This is a genomic window from Rathayibacter sp. VKM Ac-2928 (assembly GCF_022815545.1).
Classification (GTDB): domain Bacteria; phylum Actinomycetota; class Actinomycetes; order Actinomycetales; family Microbacteriaceae; genus Rathayibacter; species Rathayibacter festucae.
Map to the genome: position 1 here is coordinate 234,094 of NZ_JALGRU010000003.1, position 17,739 is coordinate 251,832.

A 17,739-nucleotide genomic window follows, 5' to 3' on the forward strand; every position below is an offset into this window, starting at 1 on the left:
GCCTTCATGACCCGAGTCGACGCTGCGATACCGCTCCAGGAGCTGCTCTCGGACGCAGGAGCAGCAGCGCGCATCCTCAGCCCGCGCGACGTGCAGATCACCCCTCCCTCCGGAGCGCGGATCGATGTGCGCCTCGTCTTCCTGTCCCGTCCTCCCACCGCGCGCGAAATGCGCCAGCAGGTGGGGGCGGCGGCTGCAGGAACGACAATCGGATTCGTGACCCCCCGGATCAACAGCATCAGCCGACGTGTCGCGCTCGCCGATCCTCGAGTGGCGCTCTTCGGCACCACCGATGGAGTCGTCATCCTTCGCGGAGAAGAACTCACCCCGGCAGCGGACGATCGGCAGCCGAACAGCGGGCACCGGCGCGTGTCCTCCGCGCTCTTCGCGCTCCAGCGAGTCCTGACGAGGACGCCCGAACCTCGGTTCCAGGCAGACCTGGCGCGCGAGTGCGGCGTCTCGCAGGTGACCGTCTCGAATCTGCTCGCAGCCGACTCGGGCCTGGCGGAGAAGACCACCCGTGGATGGATCGCGCGCGACCCCCGCTCACTCCTCGAGCGGTTCCTCACGGACTATCCGGGCGCAGGCGGCCTCTCGCAGCTCTGGTACTCGAGCCGGCCGGTGATCGAACAGGCTGAACGCGCTTGGAAGTCGGGCCCGAGGGCACTGCTCTCCGGCGACAGCGCCGCCGACGCGATCGCCCCCTGGAGGATCCCGACGTCCGCCGTCCTCTACGCGGAGAGCAGCCTCCCGCTGGAGTCGTCGGGCTTCGCGGAGACGGATTCCCCTGAGGCCACGCTGCGGGTCGTCGTTCCGGCGGACCGGACTCTCTGGGCGACGGCGACCGCGTGGTATCCGACCGGGAGGACGGTCGACCCGCTCATCGCCGCCTGGGATCTGAAGCGGACCGGTGGTTCCGACGTGGACGAGGCCGTTGATCACCTCCTCGACAAGGAGCTGGCATGGTTCAGATGAGGTCCGTCGTCCTTCCCTCGACGTCCGGAGCCGATGACGCCGCGCTCCACGCCCTGAAGGACGCGTCGCTCGCGATCGCCGACATGGAAGACGCCTGCATCGTCGGCGGGCAGATGGTGGCACTTCTCTCCGGTGCGTACCCGAGTCCGGGATCGATCGTGCGCCGGACCGCCGACGCGGATGCCGCGGTGTCCCCGCTCATCGCCGCCCAGGGGACGCTGCACGACGTGCTGATCGGGCTCGGATACACGCCGGCGGCAGGCAACCACTACACCTCGGGTGCACGGGTGATCGATGTCCTGGTGCCGTCCCTGACGGGAAGGTTCGAGAGCACCGAGCACGGCGGCCGGGGATTCGACAGTGCGCCCGATCTGGATCTGGCACTGCACGGAACGCTCGAACTCGGCGTGACGGCGGTCCTGCTCGACGAGACGCACCTCGCGTTCTCGACTCGGGTCCCCGGCGTCGAGCGAGCGCTGATCATCAAAGCACTCGCCTACGAGTCGCGCCGGGCCCAGAAGGATCTCGTCGACATCTACAACCTGATGGAGATCAGAGATGCGCACCGTGCGGAGGACATCGGCGGGTGGCGGATCGGCGAGGATGCGCAGTCCGGGGCTCGGCGCGATGCGGCACTGGCACTCCGGCGCATCGCCGGATCACCCGGGCTCAAATTGATGCTCCGCGGTTCGCCCGTTCCGAGAGGGCGCTTCGGCACCCTTGTCCGCGACCACATCGCGGAGGTCTGAGGGAGGAGGGCCCGACGCTCGGAAGCGTCGGGCCCTCCTCCCTCAGAGCGTCAGCGTGTGCGCGCCCGAGGCGAGCTCGCGGTCCTCGGCGCCGGCCGTGCGGACGACGGCGGTCGCGCCCTCCGGGACGGTGACGGCCAGCTCGATCGCGTCTCCGCGGCGGTCCCAGCGGACCGAGGCCAGGCCGTGCGGGGTCTCGAGCGTGGACTCCGCCCAGTCGAGGTCGGTGCCGGGCTGCGGTGCGACCAGCAGGCGGGAGTAGCCGGGCTCCAGCGGCGCGAGGCCGCCGACGACGCGGTGCAGCCAGTCGGCGACGGCGCCGAGCGCGTAGTGGTTGAAGCTCGTCATCTCGCCGGGGTTGATGGTGCCGTCGGGCAGCATCGAGTCCCAGCGCTCCCAGACCGTGGTCGCGCCCATCGTCACCGGGTACAGCCAGGACGGGCACTCGCGCTGCAGCAGCAGGCGGTACGCGGCGTCGATGTGGCCGGTCGAGGAGAGCGCGTCGGTGATGAAGGGCGTGCCCGCGAAGCCGGTGGAGATCGTGTAGCCGCTCTCGGCGACCAGCTCGGCGAGGCGGTCGCCGGCCCAGCCGAGCTCGTCGTCGTCGAGCAGGCCGAAGACGATCGCGAGGGAGTAGACGGTGGTGCAGTCGCTGAAGACGCGCTGGTCCGCGACGTACTTCGCGCGGAAGGCCTCGCGCAGCTGCGCCGCCATCTCGGTGAACTCCTGCGCGTCCTCGGTGCGGCCGAGCACGGCGGCGCTCTCGGCGACGATGCGGGCCGTGCGGTAGGCGCAGGCCGTGGCGACGACGCCGGTGTCGGCCTTCGCGTCGGCGGGCTTGTCGGGCGCGGCGTCGGGGTCGAGCCAGTCGCCGAACTGGAAGCCGGTGTCCCAGACCCCCGAGTCGGAGAGCTTCGAGCGCACCCGGCGGGCGTGTGAGGCCATCGACGCGAACGACTCCTCGAGCACGACCGGCTCGCCGTAGGCCTCCCAGACCGCCCACGGCACCCAGGCCGCGGCGTCGCTCCAGAGCGCAGTGGAGTCCATGGGAGGGAAGCTGGTCTCGGCCGCGCGGCGCTTCAGCACGTCCGGCACGACGAACGGGACGGCGCCGTCGTGGTGCGCCTGCTCGAGGGCGAGGTCGCGCAGCCAGTCGCGGAGGAAGTCCTCGGCGTCGGCGAGGTAGACGGCGGTCGAGGCGAAGGCGGCGATGTCGCCGGTCCAGCCGAGGCGCTCGTCGCGCTGCGGGCAGTCGGTCGGCACGTCGAGGAAGTTGCCGACCATGCCGCGGTAGACGTTGTCGTGCAGCTGGTTGACGAGGTCGTCGGAGCTGCGGAAGGTGCCGATCCGGCGCAGGTCGCTGGAGACGACGACCGCGGTGAGGGCGCCGTCGGCGATCTCCGCTCCGGGCCAGCCCTCGACCTCGGCATAGCGGAAGCCGTGGAAGGTGAGGGTCGGCTCGAAGACGTCCGCGCCGCCCGAGAGGGTGAAGCGGTCGGTGGCCTTCGCCTCGCGCAGCGGGCGGACGCCCAGCTCGTCGTCCTCGAGGACCTCGGCGTGGCGCAGTGTGACGACGCTCCCCCCCGGGCCGGTGACCTCGACGCGCAGCCAGCCGACGAGGTTCTCGCCGAAGTCGACGAGGGTGCGGCCGGACGGGCTCGTCCAGATCTTCTGCGGCGCGACCTCGCGCAGACGGCGGACCGGCGGCGCGATGTAGGGCTCGAGCTTCGACAGGTCGACGTCGACCTCGCGGGTGGGCGTCCAGGCGGAGTCGTCGAAGCCGGCGCTCCTCCAGCCCTGCGGCTCGAGGCGGGCGTCGATGTCCTGGCCGTCGTAGATGCTGTCGGCGGTCGTCGATCCGGTCGCGGCGCGCCAGGAGTCGTCGGTCGCGACGACCTGCTCGGCGCCGTCCGCGAAGGTGATCCGCAGCTCGGCGAAGCCGGCGATCTCGGCGCCGTAGGGCTCGGCGCCCTCGCCCCAGGTCAGGCGGCCGCGGTACCAGCCGTCGCCCAGCGCGAGGGCGAGCACCACGGAGTCGCCGGAGATCAGGCTCGTGACGTCGTGCTCGGAGTAGCGCAGGCGCCACTCGTAGCTCGTCCAGCCTGGGGTGAAGAGCTCGTCCGAGACGGGCTCGCCGTCGATCCAGGCCTCGACGATGCCCAGCGCCGAGAGGCGGAGGGTCGCGGAGACGACGTCCCCGTGCCCGGTCTCGAGGGCGGTCTCGCGGCGGAGCAGCGGGGCGGCGTCCAGGGCGGCGGCGGGCGCCGTGAAGCGGGCGGTCCAGTCGGTCATCATCGTCCTTCTGTCAGGAGTGGTCGGGGTGGTCGGGATGGTCGGAGTGGTCGGGGTGTCAGGGGTGGTCGCGGGCGGTCGGCCGGTGGCGCGGGGTGCCCGGCGCGGAGGAGGAGCGGATGCGCAGCACGGGGGTGAGCTGGAAGTGCACCGGCTCGGTCCGGCCCTCGAGGCGCTCGAGCAGGAGGCGCACAGCGCGGTCGCCGAGCTCCTCGCCCGACTGGTCGACGGTCGTCAGCGAGATCCCGGGGTGGCCGGCGACCTCGATGTCGTCGTAGCCGACGATCGCGACGTCGGCCGCGGTGAGCCCGAGCTCGTCGCGCGCCCAGAGCGCGTCGAGGGCGAGCGCGTCGTTGCCCGCGAAGACGGCGGTCGGCCGGTCGGGCGAGCGGAGGAGCTCGAGCGAGCGCTCGTAGGCGTCGAGGCGCTCCGTGCCGAGGTGGACGACCTGCAGCTCGTCCGCGAGACCGGCCGACACCATCCGCTCGCGGTACCGGACGAGGCGCACCGAGTGCGGCGCTGCGGCCACCCGGCTGGTGATGTCGTCGCTGATGGTGAGGTGCGCGATGCGGCGGTGCCCGAGCTCCAGCAGATGATCGAGGACGAGGTCGGTCCCCGCGACGTCGTCGTTGGTGACGGTGTCGTAGCCGGTGGAGTCGTCGTGCCGGCCGAGCATCACGATCGGCGTGCGGGCGGCCAGCCGCTCGAGCCAGGCGGGCTCGACCATCGGCGAGACGGCGATCATCCCGTCGACCTGGCGGTCGAAGAGCGCCTCGATCGCACGGAAGCCCTCGCCGGAGTCGCTCTGCGCGGGAGCGACGATCAGCTGGTAGCGGCTGCCCTCGAGCGCCGCGGAGGCGCCGGTGACGATGCGGTTGAAGAAGGAGTTGCCGAGCGAGGGGACCTCGACGCCGATGGTGAAGCTGGCGCCGCGCATGGCGCGAGCCGCGACGCTGGGCCGGTAGTCGAGCTCCTCGATCGCGGCGGTGACCCGCTCCCGCATCGAGGCGCTGACACCGTAAGCGTTGCGGATGACCTTGGAGACCGCTGCCCGCGAGACGCCGGCGTGCAGCGCGACGTCCTGGATCGTCGCGGGGCCGCTGTGGCCTGTCTCCATCGAGCTCATCATCGCCTCCTCGCGCTGTCGCTGCTGCCGTGCTGCCGTGCTGCCGTGCTGCCGTGCTGCCGTGCTCTGACGGCGCCCCGATCGGGGCCTCCGCGAACGCCACTGTAACGGTTCATTCCCGATCGTGTAGATCGATCCACGAATTTGCCCGATTTCGTTGACACGTTTCACGACACGGACGTAGGTTCTCCCTGCGTCGCCCCGCGGCCCGGCCTTCCGAACGGTCCGGCGAGCAGGACGACAGCCCCCGGGCACCCCCGCAACGAAGAAGTTGTCCCTACATGGAGGTAGTGATGTCGACCCGACAGAACCGGCGAGCAGTGCTCGCCCTCGGCGCAGGAGGAGCGGCACTCGCTCTCGCGCTCACCGGCTGCAGCACCGGAGGAGGAGGAGGCGATTCCGCCGACGGCTCCACGCTGAGCGTGCTCATCGACAACCAGACGGCGACCGTCGAGCTCTGGGACGCGCTGAAGACGAAGTTCGAGGAGGAGAACGACGGCATCACCCTCGACATCGAGACCCGGCCGCAGGGCAGCGAGGGCGACAACCTGGTCAAGACGCGCCTCGCCACCGGCGAGATGAACGACGTCTTCGCCTACAACTCGGGCTCGCTCTTCCAGGCGCTGAACCCCGACCAGAACCTCGCGCCGCTCTCGGACGAGGCGTGGGTCGACTCGCTCGACGAGGGCTTCCGCACCGTGGTCTCGACCGACTCGGACCTCTACGGCGTCCCGCTCGGCCAGGCGATGGGCGGCGCGGTCCTCTACAACAAGGACGTCTACAGCTCGCTCGGCCTGACCGTGCCGAAGACCTGGGACGAGTTCATCGCGAACAGCGAGAAGATCAAGGCCGCCGGCGACGTCGCGCCGATCATCCAGACCTACGGCGACACCTGGACGTCGCAGCTCTTCGTGCTCGGCGACTTCGCCAACGTGCTGGAGCAGGACCCGGAGTGGGCGACCCAGTACACGGCCAACGAGGCCAAGTACGTCGACGAGCCCGCGCTGGCCGGCTTCGAGCACCTGCAGCAGGTCGCCGAGTCGGGACTGGTGAACGAGGACTACGCCTCGGCCACCTACGACGACGGCGTCCGCATGGTCGCGACCGGCGAGGGCGCGCAGTACCCGATGTTGACCTTCGCGGCCGGCCCGCTGATCCAGAACTACCCGGACTCGCTCGACAAGGTCGGCCTCTTCCCGCTGCCCGGCGAGTCGGCCGACTCCAACCCGCTGACCGTCTGGCAGCCCAACGCGGTCTACGTGCCCAAGTCGACCGAGGGCGCGAAGCTCGAGAGCGCCAAGAAGCTGATGGCCTTCCTGGTCACCCCCGAGAGCTGCGACATCCAGAGCGAGATCGCGGCGCCCCAGGGTCCGTTCGTGATCGACGGCTGCACGCTGCCCGACGACGTGCCCGCCCTCGTGTCGGACATGCAGCCCTACTTCGACAGCGGTGACACGGGCCTCGCGCTCGAGTTCCTCTCGCCGATCAAGGGACCGGCGCTCGAGCAGATCACCGTCGCCGTCGGCTCGGGCATCACGCCCGCCGCGGAGGGTGCTCAGCAGTACGACGACGACGTCACGAAGCAGGCCAAGCAGCTCGGCCTCGACGGCTGGTGAGCCGCGGGGGCCGGGAGCGGAGGCAGCCCCTCCGCTCCCGGCCCCTTCCCCCGGGCGCACCGCCCTCCCACCCTCCCCCCGGCCGATCGACGGAGATCTGATGACCGCAACGATGGAGAAGCGCCCGGCCCGGCGCTCCGAACCCTCCCGCTCCCCCGAGCCGCCGAAACGGCGCAAGGCCATGAAGAGCCCGTACCCGACGTGGTTCTACCTCCCGGCCGGCGTCTTCTACGTGGTCCTGTTCCTCGTCCCGACGGTCGCCTCCCTCTACTTCTCCCTCACCCGCTGGACGCTCTTCGACTCGACCTTCATCGGCTTCGAGAACTTCGTCGAGTTCTTCCAGGACCCGGCGCTGACGACCGGCTTCGTCAACACGTTCATCTACGCGGCGATCACCTCGGGCCTGAAGATCGTGCTCGGCATGGCCCTCGGTGTGCTGCTGAGCTCGCAGATCATCGGCCGCGGCTTCCTCCGCAGCGTGGTGTTCTTCCCGGTGCTGGTGTCGACGATCGGCATCGGCATCACCTTCAAGGTGCTGCTCGACCCGTTCGACGGCCTGATCAACCAGGGCCTCGCGACGATCGGCCTCGCCGGCCCGGGCTGGCTCACCGACCCGCAGTGGGCGCTCTTCTCGGTCGCACTCGTCGACGTCTGGAAGGGCGTCGGACTCGCGACGCTCATCTACATCGCCGGCATCGTCGCGATCCCGCAGGACTACTTCGAGGCCGCCCGCGTCGACGGCGCCGGCGCCTGGCACAACTTCCGCCACATCACACTGCCGCTGCTGCGCCCCGCCACCGTGACGGTGATCCTGCTCTCGTTGATCGGCGGACTGCGCTCCTTCGACCTGATCTGGGCGATGACCAAGGGCGGGCCGGGCTTCACCAGCGACGTGGTCGCCTCGGTCACTACAAGCAGTACCAGGCCGGCTTCTACGGACTCTCGACCGCCGGCAACGTCATCCTCTTCCTCGTCGTCGCAGCGCTGATCTTCCCGCTGTCGGCCTGGCTCAACCGGAAGGACAAGGAGCTGTGACTACCACGCCGCTCACGCCCGCCCCGCTCTCGCCGACCCCGCTCCAGGACGACCCGCTGCGCGCGAAGGTGCGCCAGCGCGGTGTCGGCCGCGGCTCCCGGACCTGGCGCTACGGCGGCGGGATCCTCGCGATCGTCCTCGCCGTCCTCGTCTTCATCGTCCCCTTCCTCTTCATCGTGCTCACGGCCGCGAAGACGCAGCAGGAGTCGTCGCTGCTCGGCTTCACCCTGCCGACGCAGTGGGTGTTCCTCGAGAACCTGCAGGAGGTGGTCTCGGCGCGGAACTTCGTGCTGCTGCGGGCCTTCGCGAACAGCGCGATCCTGACGATCGTCTCCGTGACGGTGATGGTGGTCCTGGCCGCGATGGTCGGCTACGTCCTCCAGCGCCGCCGCTCGAAATGGAACCCGCTCGTCAACGGCTTCGTCCTGGCCGGCCTGATCATCCCGCCCGCCGTCGTCCCGACGATCTGGGTCCTGCAGGGCCTCGAGCTCTTCAAGACGCTGCCCGGCCTGATCGCGGTGCACGTCGCGTTCGGCCTCTCCTTCTGCATCCTCCTGTTCCGCGCCTTCGTCTCGACGATCCCCCGCGAGCTGGACGAGGCGGCGACCATCGACGGCGCCGGTCCCTTCCGCCTCTTCTTCACGGTGGTGCTGCCGCTGCTGAAGCCGGTGATCGTGACGGTGATCGTCGTGCAGGCCGTGACCGTGTTCAACGACTTCACCTACGCGCTGTACTTCCTGCCCGGCGACGACAACGCGACAGTGCAGCTGACGCTCTACAACTTCTCCTCGCAGTCGGTGTCGTCCTGGAACCTGCTCTTCATGGACGTGCTGCTCATCACCATCCCGCCGCTGGTGATGTACATCTTCTTCAACCGCCAGATCGTCGCCGGCATGACGTCCGGAGCGGTCAAGGGCTGAGCGGGGCCGGCTTGCCCTCACCTCCGTCCCGCCGCCGCCGGACTCCCTTCGGAACCCCGAGGAGGCGTCGGGCGGCGGTTCTGCGCGCGTTCCGCGCCGCGCCGACGAAGCGCCCTGCTCCAGCGACACTCGCCGCCTCCGATGTCCGCTGGACAGTGACGACCGCCGTCGGCCTCCCTCCCGATGACCTCCCTGCCGCATCCTGCGCCGCCACCTTCCGTGGCGCGAAGTATCGGGCCCGTCTCGACGCGCCGCAGCACCGCCTTCAAGCGAGGGGGCCTCGCCACACTCGAGACCCGCCGATGCCCGCGGTCCTGCGGATTCCGCCGGCACTGCGTCGACGGCGACGACTGCGTGGCGGAGAGATCGACCACTGCGCGGGAGGCCTCGGTCGCCTCGCAGATGCACGAATAACCGGCGGAGCATGATCACGGCCGCACAAGGCGAAACATCCTCGTATTCTTCCTGATCAACCGCGAAGGGCGGGACCGAAGTCTCTTCGCAGGCTCGAAGACCTCGGTCATTCAGTCACGAAGGAGTGCAGCTAATGGTCATGCAGAAGAATCACAGAACGGTCTTCACCGTCGTCATGTCGAGTGTGATCGCGGCAGCGGTCGTCCTCGCCGCAGCGAGTCCAGCGCAGGCGATCCCTAGAGTCGAGAGAACTGAACCATCTCCGGCGGCCGACTTCTCGACCGAGGTCGTTCCCGCGACCACCACTGTGGTGACCGACGCCGGAGCGGTATCCGTGGGCATCACCCTCCCCGGCGCGGTGTCGTCCTCCGCGGTGGTCGACCCGGGCACTCTCCCGGACGGTCTCTTCGACGGAGCAGGCGAGCCGGTGCTGACGACGACCCTCGGTGACGCAGCGATCAGCAGCTATGCGACGGAGAAGGGCACGCAGACGCTGATCCAGGTGGACTCCGCCGATGCGGCCCACGATTACCGCTTCCCCCTCTCGCTTCCCGCCGGCGCCAGCGCGACCGTCGAGCCCGACGGGTCGGTCGCCGTCCTATCGGCCGCGGGTGATCTGCTCGGTGGCTACGAGATCCCCTGGGCCTACGACGCCCTGGGCAGTCCTGTCGGCACGAGTTTCACCCTGGACGGGAACACCCTCGTCCAGACGGTGGAGTTCGACGAGGCGACTGCCTTCCCCGTGATCGCCGACCCGAGCGACGCCTGGGGGTGAGCCGCGTGTGTGGCCGCAGTGGCCGGTGCCGTGGCAGTGAACGCGAACATTGCGAACAAGGTCGCCTCCCTGGTGTCCCGGTTCGGAAACATTCAGAAAGCCTTCGAGGTGATTTATCGCGCATGGAAGACCACCTCCAACGCGGAGAAGCGGCGGCAGGCGATCATCAACGCCGCCGGCGATCTGGTCCTGGAACTGGCCGGGGTGATCTCGATAAAGCAGGCCTGCTTTGACTCCTGAGAAGAGGAACAGTTCGCCGTTCGCTCTCACCATGTTCGCGATCGGCAGCCTGTTCGTCTTCCTCGCCGCCGCCGAGAACCGACCCGCGTGGTGGATCGTTCTCTTCGGGATCATGCTGCTCACGACCGGGTACAGCGCTTTCGTCGAATTCCGTCGGCGTGGGCAGTAGAACCGGAAGAGGGTTCATGTTCTCCGCCGCCGCGGAGTGCAAGCCGAGCTGGTGGATCTTCCTCACCGCCGTAGGCCTCCTCGGGACCGGCGTCGGCGCTTTCGGTCACTTCAGGCGGTGGGGACGCTGAAGACACTGTCACCTCCTTGCTCAAGTAGGCCACGGTTCGAGTGAGACATTCCACCCAGGCCCCACGAGAGCGGGCAGAGCGAGCCGATCTTGACGGCCGCTCTGCCCGCTCTTCGCGTCGGGCCACTCCGCCTGTCGGCGCCACACGGTCGGCGAAGCGAGCATGGCGAAGCGTACGAACTCCGGGGCGGTCAAGGGCTGAGCGGGGCCTCCTCTCCGTCGGCCGGGTGCTCCCCCGGCGGGCGCCGCTCGGTCCAGCGGGCGACGTCCGATGGGGGCTCGGTCGTGGGGAGGTCACGGGGGCCGACGAGTCGGCGCAGCCGGGCAGGTCGACGCGAGCGGGTCAGCGCCGTGCGCCAGCGGACGTCGACCACCGCGCGCTGCAGCGGGTCGATCGGCTGGAGGACGCCGTCGATCCGCTCCTCGATGCGCACGAGCGGCGGGCGGACGAGGTGCAGGCGTCGGCCGGGCTCGCGCTCCGGGTCGGCGCGGCCGGCCCGGGTACGGAGCTGCTGCTCCAGCTGCTCGGGATCGCGGGCCGACCAGGCGCTGACCGCGACCCGGCCGTCGGGCAGGTCGAAGCGCTCGGTGATGCGCAGGGGCAGCTCGTCGTGGGGGTGGGTCATCGTTCGTGCCTTTCCGAGGGAGGGGTGCCGAGCCGGATCAGCGCCGGAGGACGTGGCGTGGGGCCTGCGCCGGGGCGGTGGTCCAGCCCCATCGGGAGGAAAGTACTGCTCGCCTCCACACGGCAGAGGGCCACGGGAGCGAACTGTGGAGAGCTCCGCGATCCGCACCGTTGGGGAGGAGTGGCGTCTCCGGCGCCGGACGGCGACGGCGCGCGGGATCCATGGCACGCTCGTGGAGACCGAAAGGCCGTGATGACCACCGCACCTCCCTCCGCTCCGACTCCCTCTCCCGCTCCGCTCGCCGGCGTCCGCGTGCTCGAGCTGGGCAATTTCATCGCCGCCCCCACCGCGGGCCGCCTGCTCGCCGACTTCGGCGCCGACGTGATCAAGGTCGAGCGCCCCGGCACGGGCGACGAGCTGCGCAAGTGGCGGCTGCACTCCGGATCGACGACGTCGATGCTCTTCCACACCCTCAACCGCAGCAAGCGCTCGGTCGCGCTCGACCTGCGCACGGAGGAGGGCTGCGACGCCGTCCGCGGGCTCGCCGCCGAGTGCGACGTCGTCCTCGAGAACTTCCGTCCGGGCACCCTCGAGCGCTGGGGCATCGGACCGGACGTGCTGAACGAGGCGAACCCCGAGCTGGTCATCGGCCGCATCTCGGCGTTCGGCCAGACCGGTCCGCTCTCCAGCCGGCCGGGCTTCGCGGCGGTCGCCGAGGCGATGGGCGGCTTCCGCGAGCTGGTCGGCGATCCGGACCGCCCGCCCGTCCGCGTCGGCGTCTCGATCGGCGACTCCATCGCCGGCCTCTACGCCGGATACGGGGTGATGATGGCGCTCTTCCAGCGCGAGACCCGCCGCGCCGCCGGACTCGGCCCGGCACCGCTGGTCGAGCGGGTGATCGACGTCGCGCTGAACGAGGCGATGTTCTCGATGATGGAGTCGCTCATCCCCGACTACCAGGCGCACGGCATCGTCCGGGAGCGCGTCGGCGGCCGGATGGAGGGCATCGCGCCGACGAACGCCTACGTCTGCGGCGACGGCTCGAGCATCGTGGTCGCGGCCAACGGCGACGCGATCTTCCAGCGGCTGATGGCCATCATCGACCGCGCCGACCTGGCCGAGGATCCGGACCTGCTCACCAACGACGGCCGCTGGCGCCGCCGCGACGAGCTCGACGCCGCGATCGGCGCCTGGACCGCCACGACGACCTCGGACGCGGCACTCGCGATCCTCGACGAGCGCGGCGTGCCGTCGGGCCCGATCCTCACCGCCGCCGACATCAGCACGAACGAGCAGTACGCGGCCCGCGGCATGATCCAGAAGTTCGACGTCGACACGGGCGCCGGGATCATCGAGGGCGTCGGCTTCCCCGGCATCGTCCCGGTGCTCGGCGACCGCTCGCTCCCCATCCGCACGCTCGCGCCCGCGCTGGGCCACGACACCGAGGAGGTCCTGGAGATGCTCGGACGGAAGCCGATCCACGACGCGGCGGCAGCGGAGGAGACCCGATGACCGGCGCCGACCGCACCGTCCGGCTGCGCGACGTCACCCTCCGCGACGGACTGCAGCTGACCGGCAAGCTCCTCTCGACCGAGCGCAAGGTCGAGCTGGTCCGGGCGCTCCTCGCGGCCGGCGTCCCCGAGCTGGAGATCGGCTCGCTCGCCCGGGGCGATCTCGTGCCGCCGATGGCCAACACGCTCGAGGTCGTCGCGGCGCTGACCGCCGAGGAGCTCGAGCACTGCTGGGTCTGGGTGGCGACCCCGCGCCACATCGAGCGAGCAGCGGCGGCCGGCGCACGCAACTTCCAGTACTGCTTCTCGGCCTCCGACTCCCACAACCGCGCCAACATCGGGCGGAGCACCGAGGCGAGCCTCGACGCGATGCCCGAAGCCGTCGCCCTCGCGCACGCGGTCGGCGGACGCATCCAGCTCTGCATCGCCACGTCCTTCACCTGCCCCTTCGAGGGCCCGGTGCCGGAGGAGCGGGTGCTCGCGATCGCGAACGACCCGCGTGCGGCGGGCGCCGAGGACGTCGTGATCTGCGACACCCTCGGCCAGGCCCACCCCGAGCAGGTGTTCTCGCTCGTCTCCCGGGTCGCCGCCGAGACGCCGCCGCGCGAGATCGTCTTCCACGGTCACGACACCTGGGGAGCCGGCGTCGTCAACGCGCTGAGCGCCGTCCGCGCCGGCGCGACCGTCGTCGACGGGGCGCTCGGCGGTCTGGGCGGCTGCCCGTTCGCTCCCGGCGCGAGCGGCAACACCGCCACCGAGGACCTCGTCTTCGCGATGCGCCCTGACTGGCTCGACACCGAGCGCTTCGCCGAGCTCGTCCGCCAGTCCGAGCGGTTGCTCGCCGACGTCGAGGAGCCGAACCGCTCGAAGGCCCGCCAGGGCGCCCGCTCGAAGGCCGAGGCCTTCCCCTGGGTGGTCGCGGACGCGACGGCCTGAGGCCGAGCCTGCCGGCGGATCCACTTGGAAGAGCTGCCCGCAGCCTTTGCTGGTCGAGTAGCCCCGCAGGGGCGTATCGAGACCCGTCGTCACCGGCAGGGCGGGTCTGCAGACTCAGGTGCTGACGGTGGTGGATCTCGATACGCCCGCTCCGCGGGCTACTCGATCAGCATGGGCAGAGCCGCTCGGCGGGCTGGTCGATCAGCATGGGCGGGCCCGCTGCGGGGTCCTCGATCCATTTGCACGGGCCCGCTCCGCGGGTAACGCGATCGGCATGGTTCGCGGAGCGATCGGCGGCCGAGGGCGCGCCGGTCAGGCCGGGACGGGCTCGCGCGGGACGCGGGGCTTCGCGGCCGAGGTGAGCAGCGAGGCGAGGGCGACCAGCACGAGGACGACGGCCATCGCGCCGCGGAGGCCGAAGTGCTCGCCGAGGAAGCCGAGCAGGGGCGGGCCGACGAGGAAGGCGATGTAGCCGGCGGTCGCGACGGCGGCGACGGCGGAGGTCGGGTCCTCGCTCTCGCCCGCGGCGGAGAGCGTGACCGGGAAGCCGAGGGCCGCGCCCAGGCCCCAGAGGACGACGGCCGCGCCGGCCACGACGGCGTTGTCGGCGAAGACGACGATGCCGATCCCGACCGCCGAGACGAGGGTGCTCGCCAGCAGCACGGTCGCCTTGCCGAAGCGGGCCAGCAGGGGGGTGCCGAGGAAGCGGCCGACGGTCATCGCCGCGGCGAAGGCGGTGAACACCACGGTGCCGACGGTGGCGGAGACGCCGTGGCCGTCGACCATGAGCAGCGGCAGCCAGTCGGTCGCCGACCCCTCGGCCAGCGCCAGGGCGAGCACGATCAGGCCGAGCATCAGCACGCGCGGCTGCTGCCAGACCGGCGTCGAGCGGACCTTCTCGCGGGGAGCGCCGGCGACGGCGCGCTCGACCCGACCGGTCTCGACCGGGATGGAGCGGATGACGGTGAGCAGCAGCGCGAGCGCGACGACCGCGACTCCGACGAGCTGCCAGACCACGGGGAAGTCGATCGCCGTCAGGCCGATGCCCGCGACCGCGCCGGTGACGGTGCCGAGACTGTAGAAGCCGTGCAGCGCGGGCAGCACCGAGCGGCCGGTGAGCGTCTCGAGCGCCGCTCCCTCCACGTTGAGCGCGATCTCGGAGATGCCGATCCCGAAGCCGACGAGGGCGAGGCCCGCCGCGACGCCGAACGGGGTGGAGAGCTCGGCGAAGACGCCGGTCAGCGCGATGCCGGTGACGAAGGAGGCGCCGCCGATCACGACGGTGAAGCGCACCCCCTGCCGGCGGACGACGGCGGCGGAGGACAGGACTCCGCTCATCGAGCCGACCGAGAGGCCGAGCAGGACGAGCCCCATCTCGGCGGTCGACGCGGCGAGCAGGTCGCGGACCGCCGGGGTCCGCACGACCCAGGAGGCCATCCCGATGCCGAAGACGAGCATGAAGGCCGAGATGGCCAGGCGGCGCTTCGCGGCGGAGACGGGGCGGGACGGCATGACTACGACCGTATCGCCCGGGGGTGGACGGCAGACGCCGCAGTACGACTAGGGCGGCCGTCAAGCTCCTCCGCCGGCACGCGGGCCGCGGCTAGCGTCGAGAAGAGCCGGTGCCGCGGAACGACGGCGCCCCGCCCGCTCGACGACCCCGGAGGACCCCATGCCCGACCAGTACACCTTCACCAACCCCGCCACGCAGTACCCGAACGTCACGCCGCCGGTGCAGCAGCAGCCCGAGCCCGGCCTCCAGTCGCGGATGACCCCGGTCCCGGACCTCGGCGAGGACAGCTACCGCGGCACCGGCCGCCTGACCGGGCGGCGCGCGCTGATCACGGGCGCCGACTCCGGCATCGGCGCGGCGGTCGCGATCGCCTTCGCCCGCGAGGGCGCGGACATCGCGCTCGCCTACCTCCCCGACGAGGAGGAGGACGCGCAGCACGTCGTCGAGCTGATCCGCGCGGCCGGCCGCACCGCCGTGACGATCCCGGGCGACCTGACCGACGCGCAGTACTGCCGGGACCTCGTGGCGAAGGCCGTCGAGGGGCTCGGCGGCCTCGACACGGTCGTCAACGTCGCCGGCAAGCAGGTCTGGCAGGACGACGTCCTCGAGCTCAGCGACGAGCAGTTCGAGACGACGTTCGCGATCAACGTCTTCGCGCCGTTCCGCATCATCAAGGCGGCGCTCCCGCACCTCCCCGCGGGCTCGACGATCATCAACACGGCCTCCGCGGAGGCGCACTCCCCCGCGCCGGACCGGCTCGACTACGCCATGACGAAGGGCGCGATCAACAACCTGTCGAAGGGGCTCGCGCAGCAGCTCGCGGCGAAGGGCATCCGGGTGAACGTCGTCGCGCCGGGTCCGACCTGGTCGGTGCTGCAGGTGACCGCGGGCGTCGACCCCGAGAGCCTGCCCGAGTTCGGCTCGAGCGAGGCGCCGATGGGCCGCGCGGCGCAGCCGGCCGAGCAGGCGCCCGCCTACGTCTTCCTCGCCTCGGCGGAGTCGAGCTACGTGGTCGGCGAGACGCTGAACGTCAACGGCGGAATGGTCTCGCCGTAGCCGATGCCGCCGGGCCGGCGCCCGCCCTCTACCGTGGAGGCATGAGGATGAGGCGCCGGCTCCTGCCCGTGGTCGCGGGCGCGCTGCTCGTCGTGATCGGGATCGTCGTCGCGGCGACCACTCCGCGCGAGGTGTCGTTCGGCTGGTTCGCGTACGCCCCGCTCTCGGAGACGATGTTCTCGCCCGGGACGATGGTCGTCACTCCCGGTCTGGCGACCGCCGCCGCGCTGATCGTGCTCGGCCTGCTGGTGCTGGCGTTCTGCGCGGGCGGGGCTGTCGCCCGCCGGCACCCGCAGACCGCGAGTGGAGCATCGGGACAGGGCTCCTGACGCCTCGGTCCGCGCGCCTGCGCTGTGACGCGGTGACGACGCGGCGCGAGTCGGCGACGGACCTCGGGCCGGCGAAACGCAGTCCGGCTCGCTGAATCGGGAGGATTCCACGAGCCGAAGGTGATTCCGCGAGCCGGAGCTGGGCATCGGCGGTGGCGCTCGTGACGTTCGGCACGTGGATCCGGGTCCGGCTCGTGGGATCGGCCGGTTCTCACGAGCCGAGGCTGTTCCTGCGAGCCGAGGCCGATGCGGGTGGACCTCCGGCACGTGGAACGAGGCTCGGCTCGCCGGATCGAGTCGATTCCACGAGCCGGAGATGACTCCACGAGCCGGAGCAGATCCCACGAGCCGCCGCTGAGCAGGAACATCTCACGCGAACGGACCCGAACCGGGCCCTGCGCCCGGAGCGGAGCCCGATCCCCGTCCACTCGCTCGCGGCTCCGACTGCGAGTGGACGGGAAACGGGCCCCGCGTGGGTGTCAGGGCCCGTTCCGCGTCCGGTCGCGGAGCCGCCCCGGGAACCGGCGCGCCGCTAGGGTGAGCGCACCCGCCGCCGCTGCGATCCCCGCGCGACCGGGACACCGAGAGGCGGCCGCCGTGGTCCCCGACATCAACCCGTGGGCGGTCGGACTCGCCACCCTGTCGACGATGCTCGTCGGCTCGATCTGGTACACCCCGAAGGTCTTCGGCACGCTCTGGATGCGGCTGGCCGGCATCAGCCGGGAGCAGATGAGCAGCCGCAGCGCGGTCGTCCCGATCCTGGTCACCGTCGTGGTCAGCCTCGTCACCGCGCTCGTCCTGGCCGGCTGCGTCGACATCGCGCACGCCTTCTACGGCGGCAGCTGGTTCGCGAACTCGGTGATCACCGGGCTGTTCCTCTTCGTCGGCTTCACCGCCGCGCGGATGATCACCCACGACGCCTTCGAGGGCCGCCCGGCGAAGCTGACGATCCTGAACATCACGCACGAGCTCGTCACGATCCTCGTGATGGCGGTGATCATCGGCCTGCTGCCGGCCTGACGCCGGCCCCGCCCCGGCGCCCCGGTCAGCCCTCCGGCAGCTCCGCGAACGTGCGCTTGGCGCCGTTGTACCAGCCCATCGACTGCACGGGGTGGCGCCAGCGGTTCTTCATCTCGTTGCGCGCCTCGTCGTGCGTCGCATCGCCGGCCTTCACCGCGTCGCGCAGGTGCCGGTCCTGCAGCGTGATGACGACGTCGGCCGTGTCGCCGCGGTGCTCGAGATCGCAGGGTCCGCCGAGCTGGCGGCAGGTCATGGTCTTCATCGGGTGCTCCTTCTGTCGGGCCCCGGGTGGGCCTCTCTCCTGGTCG

Annotated in this window: 18 protein-coding genes; 13 read left to right on the plus strand and 5 right to left on the minus strand. The window is 71.0% G+C overall.

Annotation, left to right across the window (positions count from 1 at the left end; genetic code table 11):
• Positions 1-6: 6 nt before the first annotated feature.
• A complete protein-coding gene (locus MT350_RS12590) occupies positions 7-975 on the plus strand; it encodes a hypothetical protein (RefSeq protein WP_243616032.1) in 969 nt (322 codons plus the stop codon).
• Positions 963-1,724 carry a hypothetical protein gene (locus MT350_RS12595; RefSeq protein WP_243616033.1) on the plus strand — a complete coding sequence of 254 codons (762 nt, stop codon included), beginning with the start codon at positions 963-965 and terminating at the stop codon, positions 1,722-1,724. Before MT350_RS12590 ends, MT350_RS12595 begins: the two co-directional genes overlap by 13 nt.
• Before the next feature lie 42 nt (positions 1,725-1,766).
• Here the strand turns inward: MT350_RS12595 and MT350_RS12600 are convergent, their stop codons facing one another.
• A complete protein-coding gene (locus tag MT350_RS12600) occupies positions 1,767-4,016 on the minus strand; it encodes an alpha-L-rhamnosidase (RefSeq protein WP_243598196.1) in 2,250 nt (749 codons plus the stop codon).
• A gap of 58 nt (positions 4,017-4,074) precedes the next feature.
• Positions 4,075-5,142, minus strand: coding sequence for a LacI family DNA-binding transcriptional regulator (locus tag MT350_RS12605; RefSeq protein WP_243598195.1), 1,068 nt, complete (start codon positions 5,140-5,142; stop codon positions 4,075-4,077).
• A 293-nt stretch (positions 5,143-5,435) separates the two neighbouring features.
• Between MT350_RS12605 and MT350_RS12610 the strand changes: the two genes are divergently transcribed.
• The 6 genes from MT350_RS12610 to MT350_RS12635 all read left to right on the plus strand — a co-directional run bounded on the left by MT350_RS12610 (position 5,436) and on the right by MT350_RS12635 (position 10,311).
• Positions 5,436-6,758, plus strand: a complete 1,323-nt coding sequence (locus MT350_RS12610; protein WP_243598194.1) for an ABC transporter substrate-binding protein — start codon at positions 5,436-5,438, stop codon at positions 6,756-6,758.
• Positions 6,759-6,858: 100 nt separating this feature from the next.
• Positions 6,859-7,746 (plus strand): sugar ABC transporter permease, encoded by an 888-nt coding sequence (locus MT350_RS12615; RefSeq protein ID WP_308197476.1) that lies wholly within the window; start codon positions 6,859-6,861, stop codon positions 7,744-7,746.
• A 169-nt stretch (positions 7,747-7,915) separates the two neighbouring features.
• On the plus strand, positions 7,916-8,713 hold the full coding sequence (locus MT350_RS12620; protein WP_372487890.1) for a carbohydrate ABC transporter permease: 798 nt from the start codon (positions 7,916-7,918) through the stop codon (positions 8,711-8,713).
• 547 nt (positions 8,714-9,260) lie between these two features.
• Positions 9,261-9,902 (plus strand): hypothetical protein, encoded by a 642-nt coding sequence (locus MT350_RS12625; protein WP_243598193.1) that lies wholly within the window; start codon positions 9,261-9,263, stop codon positions 9,900-9,902.
• 9 nt (positions 9,903-9,911) lie between these two features.
• Positions 9,912-10,142 (plus strand): hypothetical protein, encoded by a 231-nt coding sequence (locus tag MT350_RS12630; protein WP_243598192.1) that lies wholly within the window; start codon positions 9,912-9,914, stop codon positions 10,140-10,142.
• 31 nt (positions 10,143-10,173) lie between these two features.
• A complete protein-coding gene (locus tag MT350_RS12635) occupies positions 10,174-10,311 on the plus strand; it encodes a hypothetical protein (RefSeq protein ID WP_243598191.1) in 138 nt (45 codons plus the stop codon).
• A 320-nt stretch (positions 10,312-10,631) separates the two neighbouring features.
• Here the strand turns inward: MT350_RS12635 and MT350_RS12640 are convergent, their stop codons facing one another.
• The gene (locus tag MT350_RS12640; protein WP_243598190.1) at positions 10,632-11,066 is read right to left on the minus strand and encodes a hypothetical protein; all 435 of its coding nucleotides are present in this window, start codon (positions 11,064-11,066) and stop codon (positions 10,632-10,634) included.
• A gap of 252 nt (positions 11,067-11,318) precedes the next feature.
• On the opposite strand from MT350_RS12640, the gene MT350_RS12645 reads away from it, so the two are divergent.
• Both MT350_RS12645 and MT350_RS12650 read left to right on the plus strand, forming a co-directional pair.
• Positions 11,319-12,578: a CaiB/BaiF CoA-transferase family protein gene (locus MT350_RS12645; RefSeq protein WP_243598189.1), complete on the plus strand. Its 1,260-nt coding sequence runs from the start codon at positions 11,319-11,321 to the stop codon at positions 12,576-12,578.
• Entirely contained in the window at positions 12,575-13,513 is a 939-nt protein-coding gene (locus MT350_RS12650) for a hydroxymethylglutaryl-CoA lyase (protein WP_243598188.1), read from the plus strand. Before MT350_RS12645 ends, MT350_RS12650 begins: the two co-directional genes overlap by 4 nt.
• A gap of 312 nt (positions 13,514-13,825) precedes the next feature.
• Here the strand turns inward: MT350_RS12650 and MT350_RS12655 are convergent, their stop codons facing one another.
• The gene (locus MT350_RS12655) at positions 13,826-15,025 is read right to left on the minus strand and encodes an MFS transporter (RefSeq protein ID WP_243598187.1); all 1,200 of its coding nucleotides are present in this window, start codon (positions 15,023-15,025) and stop codon (positions 13,826-13,828) included.
• A gap of 160 nt (positions 15,026-15,185) precedes the next feature.
• Here MT350_RS12655 and MT350_RS12660 point away from each other — a divergent pair, with 160 nt between their 5' ends.
• The 3 genes from MT350_RS12660 (at position 15,186) to MT350_RS12670 (ending at position 17,431) form a co-directional block, all read left to right on the plus strand.
• Complete coding sequence (locus MT350_RS12660) at positions 15,186-16,082, plus strand: SDR family oxidoreductase (RefSeq protein WP_243616034.1); 897 nt, start codon at positions 15,186-15,188, stop codon at positions 16,080-16,082.
• A gap of 41 nt (positions 16,083-16,123) precedes the next feature.
• Positions 16,124-16,411, plus strand: a complete 288-nt coding sequence (locus tag MT350_RS12665; protein ID WP_243598185.1) for a hypothetical protein — start codon at positions 16,124-16,126, stop codon at positions 16,409-16,411.
• Positions 16,412-17,008: 597 nt separating this feature from the next.
• Positions 17,009-17,431, plus strand: a complete 423-nt coding sequence (locus tag MT350_RS12670; RefSeq protein WP_123732730.1) for a DUF1761 domain-containing protein — start codon at positions 17,009-17,011, stop codon at positions 17,429-17,431.
• Between the two features lie 25 nt (positions 17,432-17,456).
• Here MT350_RS12670 and MT350_RS12675 read toward each other — a convergent pair whose 3' ends face one another.
• Positions 17,457-17,693, minus strand: a complete 237-nt coding sequence (locus tag MT350_RS12675) for a hypothetical protein (RefSeq protein WP_123736654.1) — start codon at positions 17,691-17,693, stop codon at positions 17,457-17,459.
• Positions 17,694-17,739 lie beyond the last annotated feature (46 nt).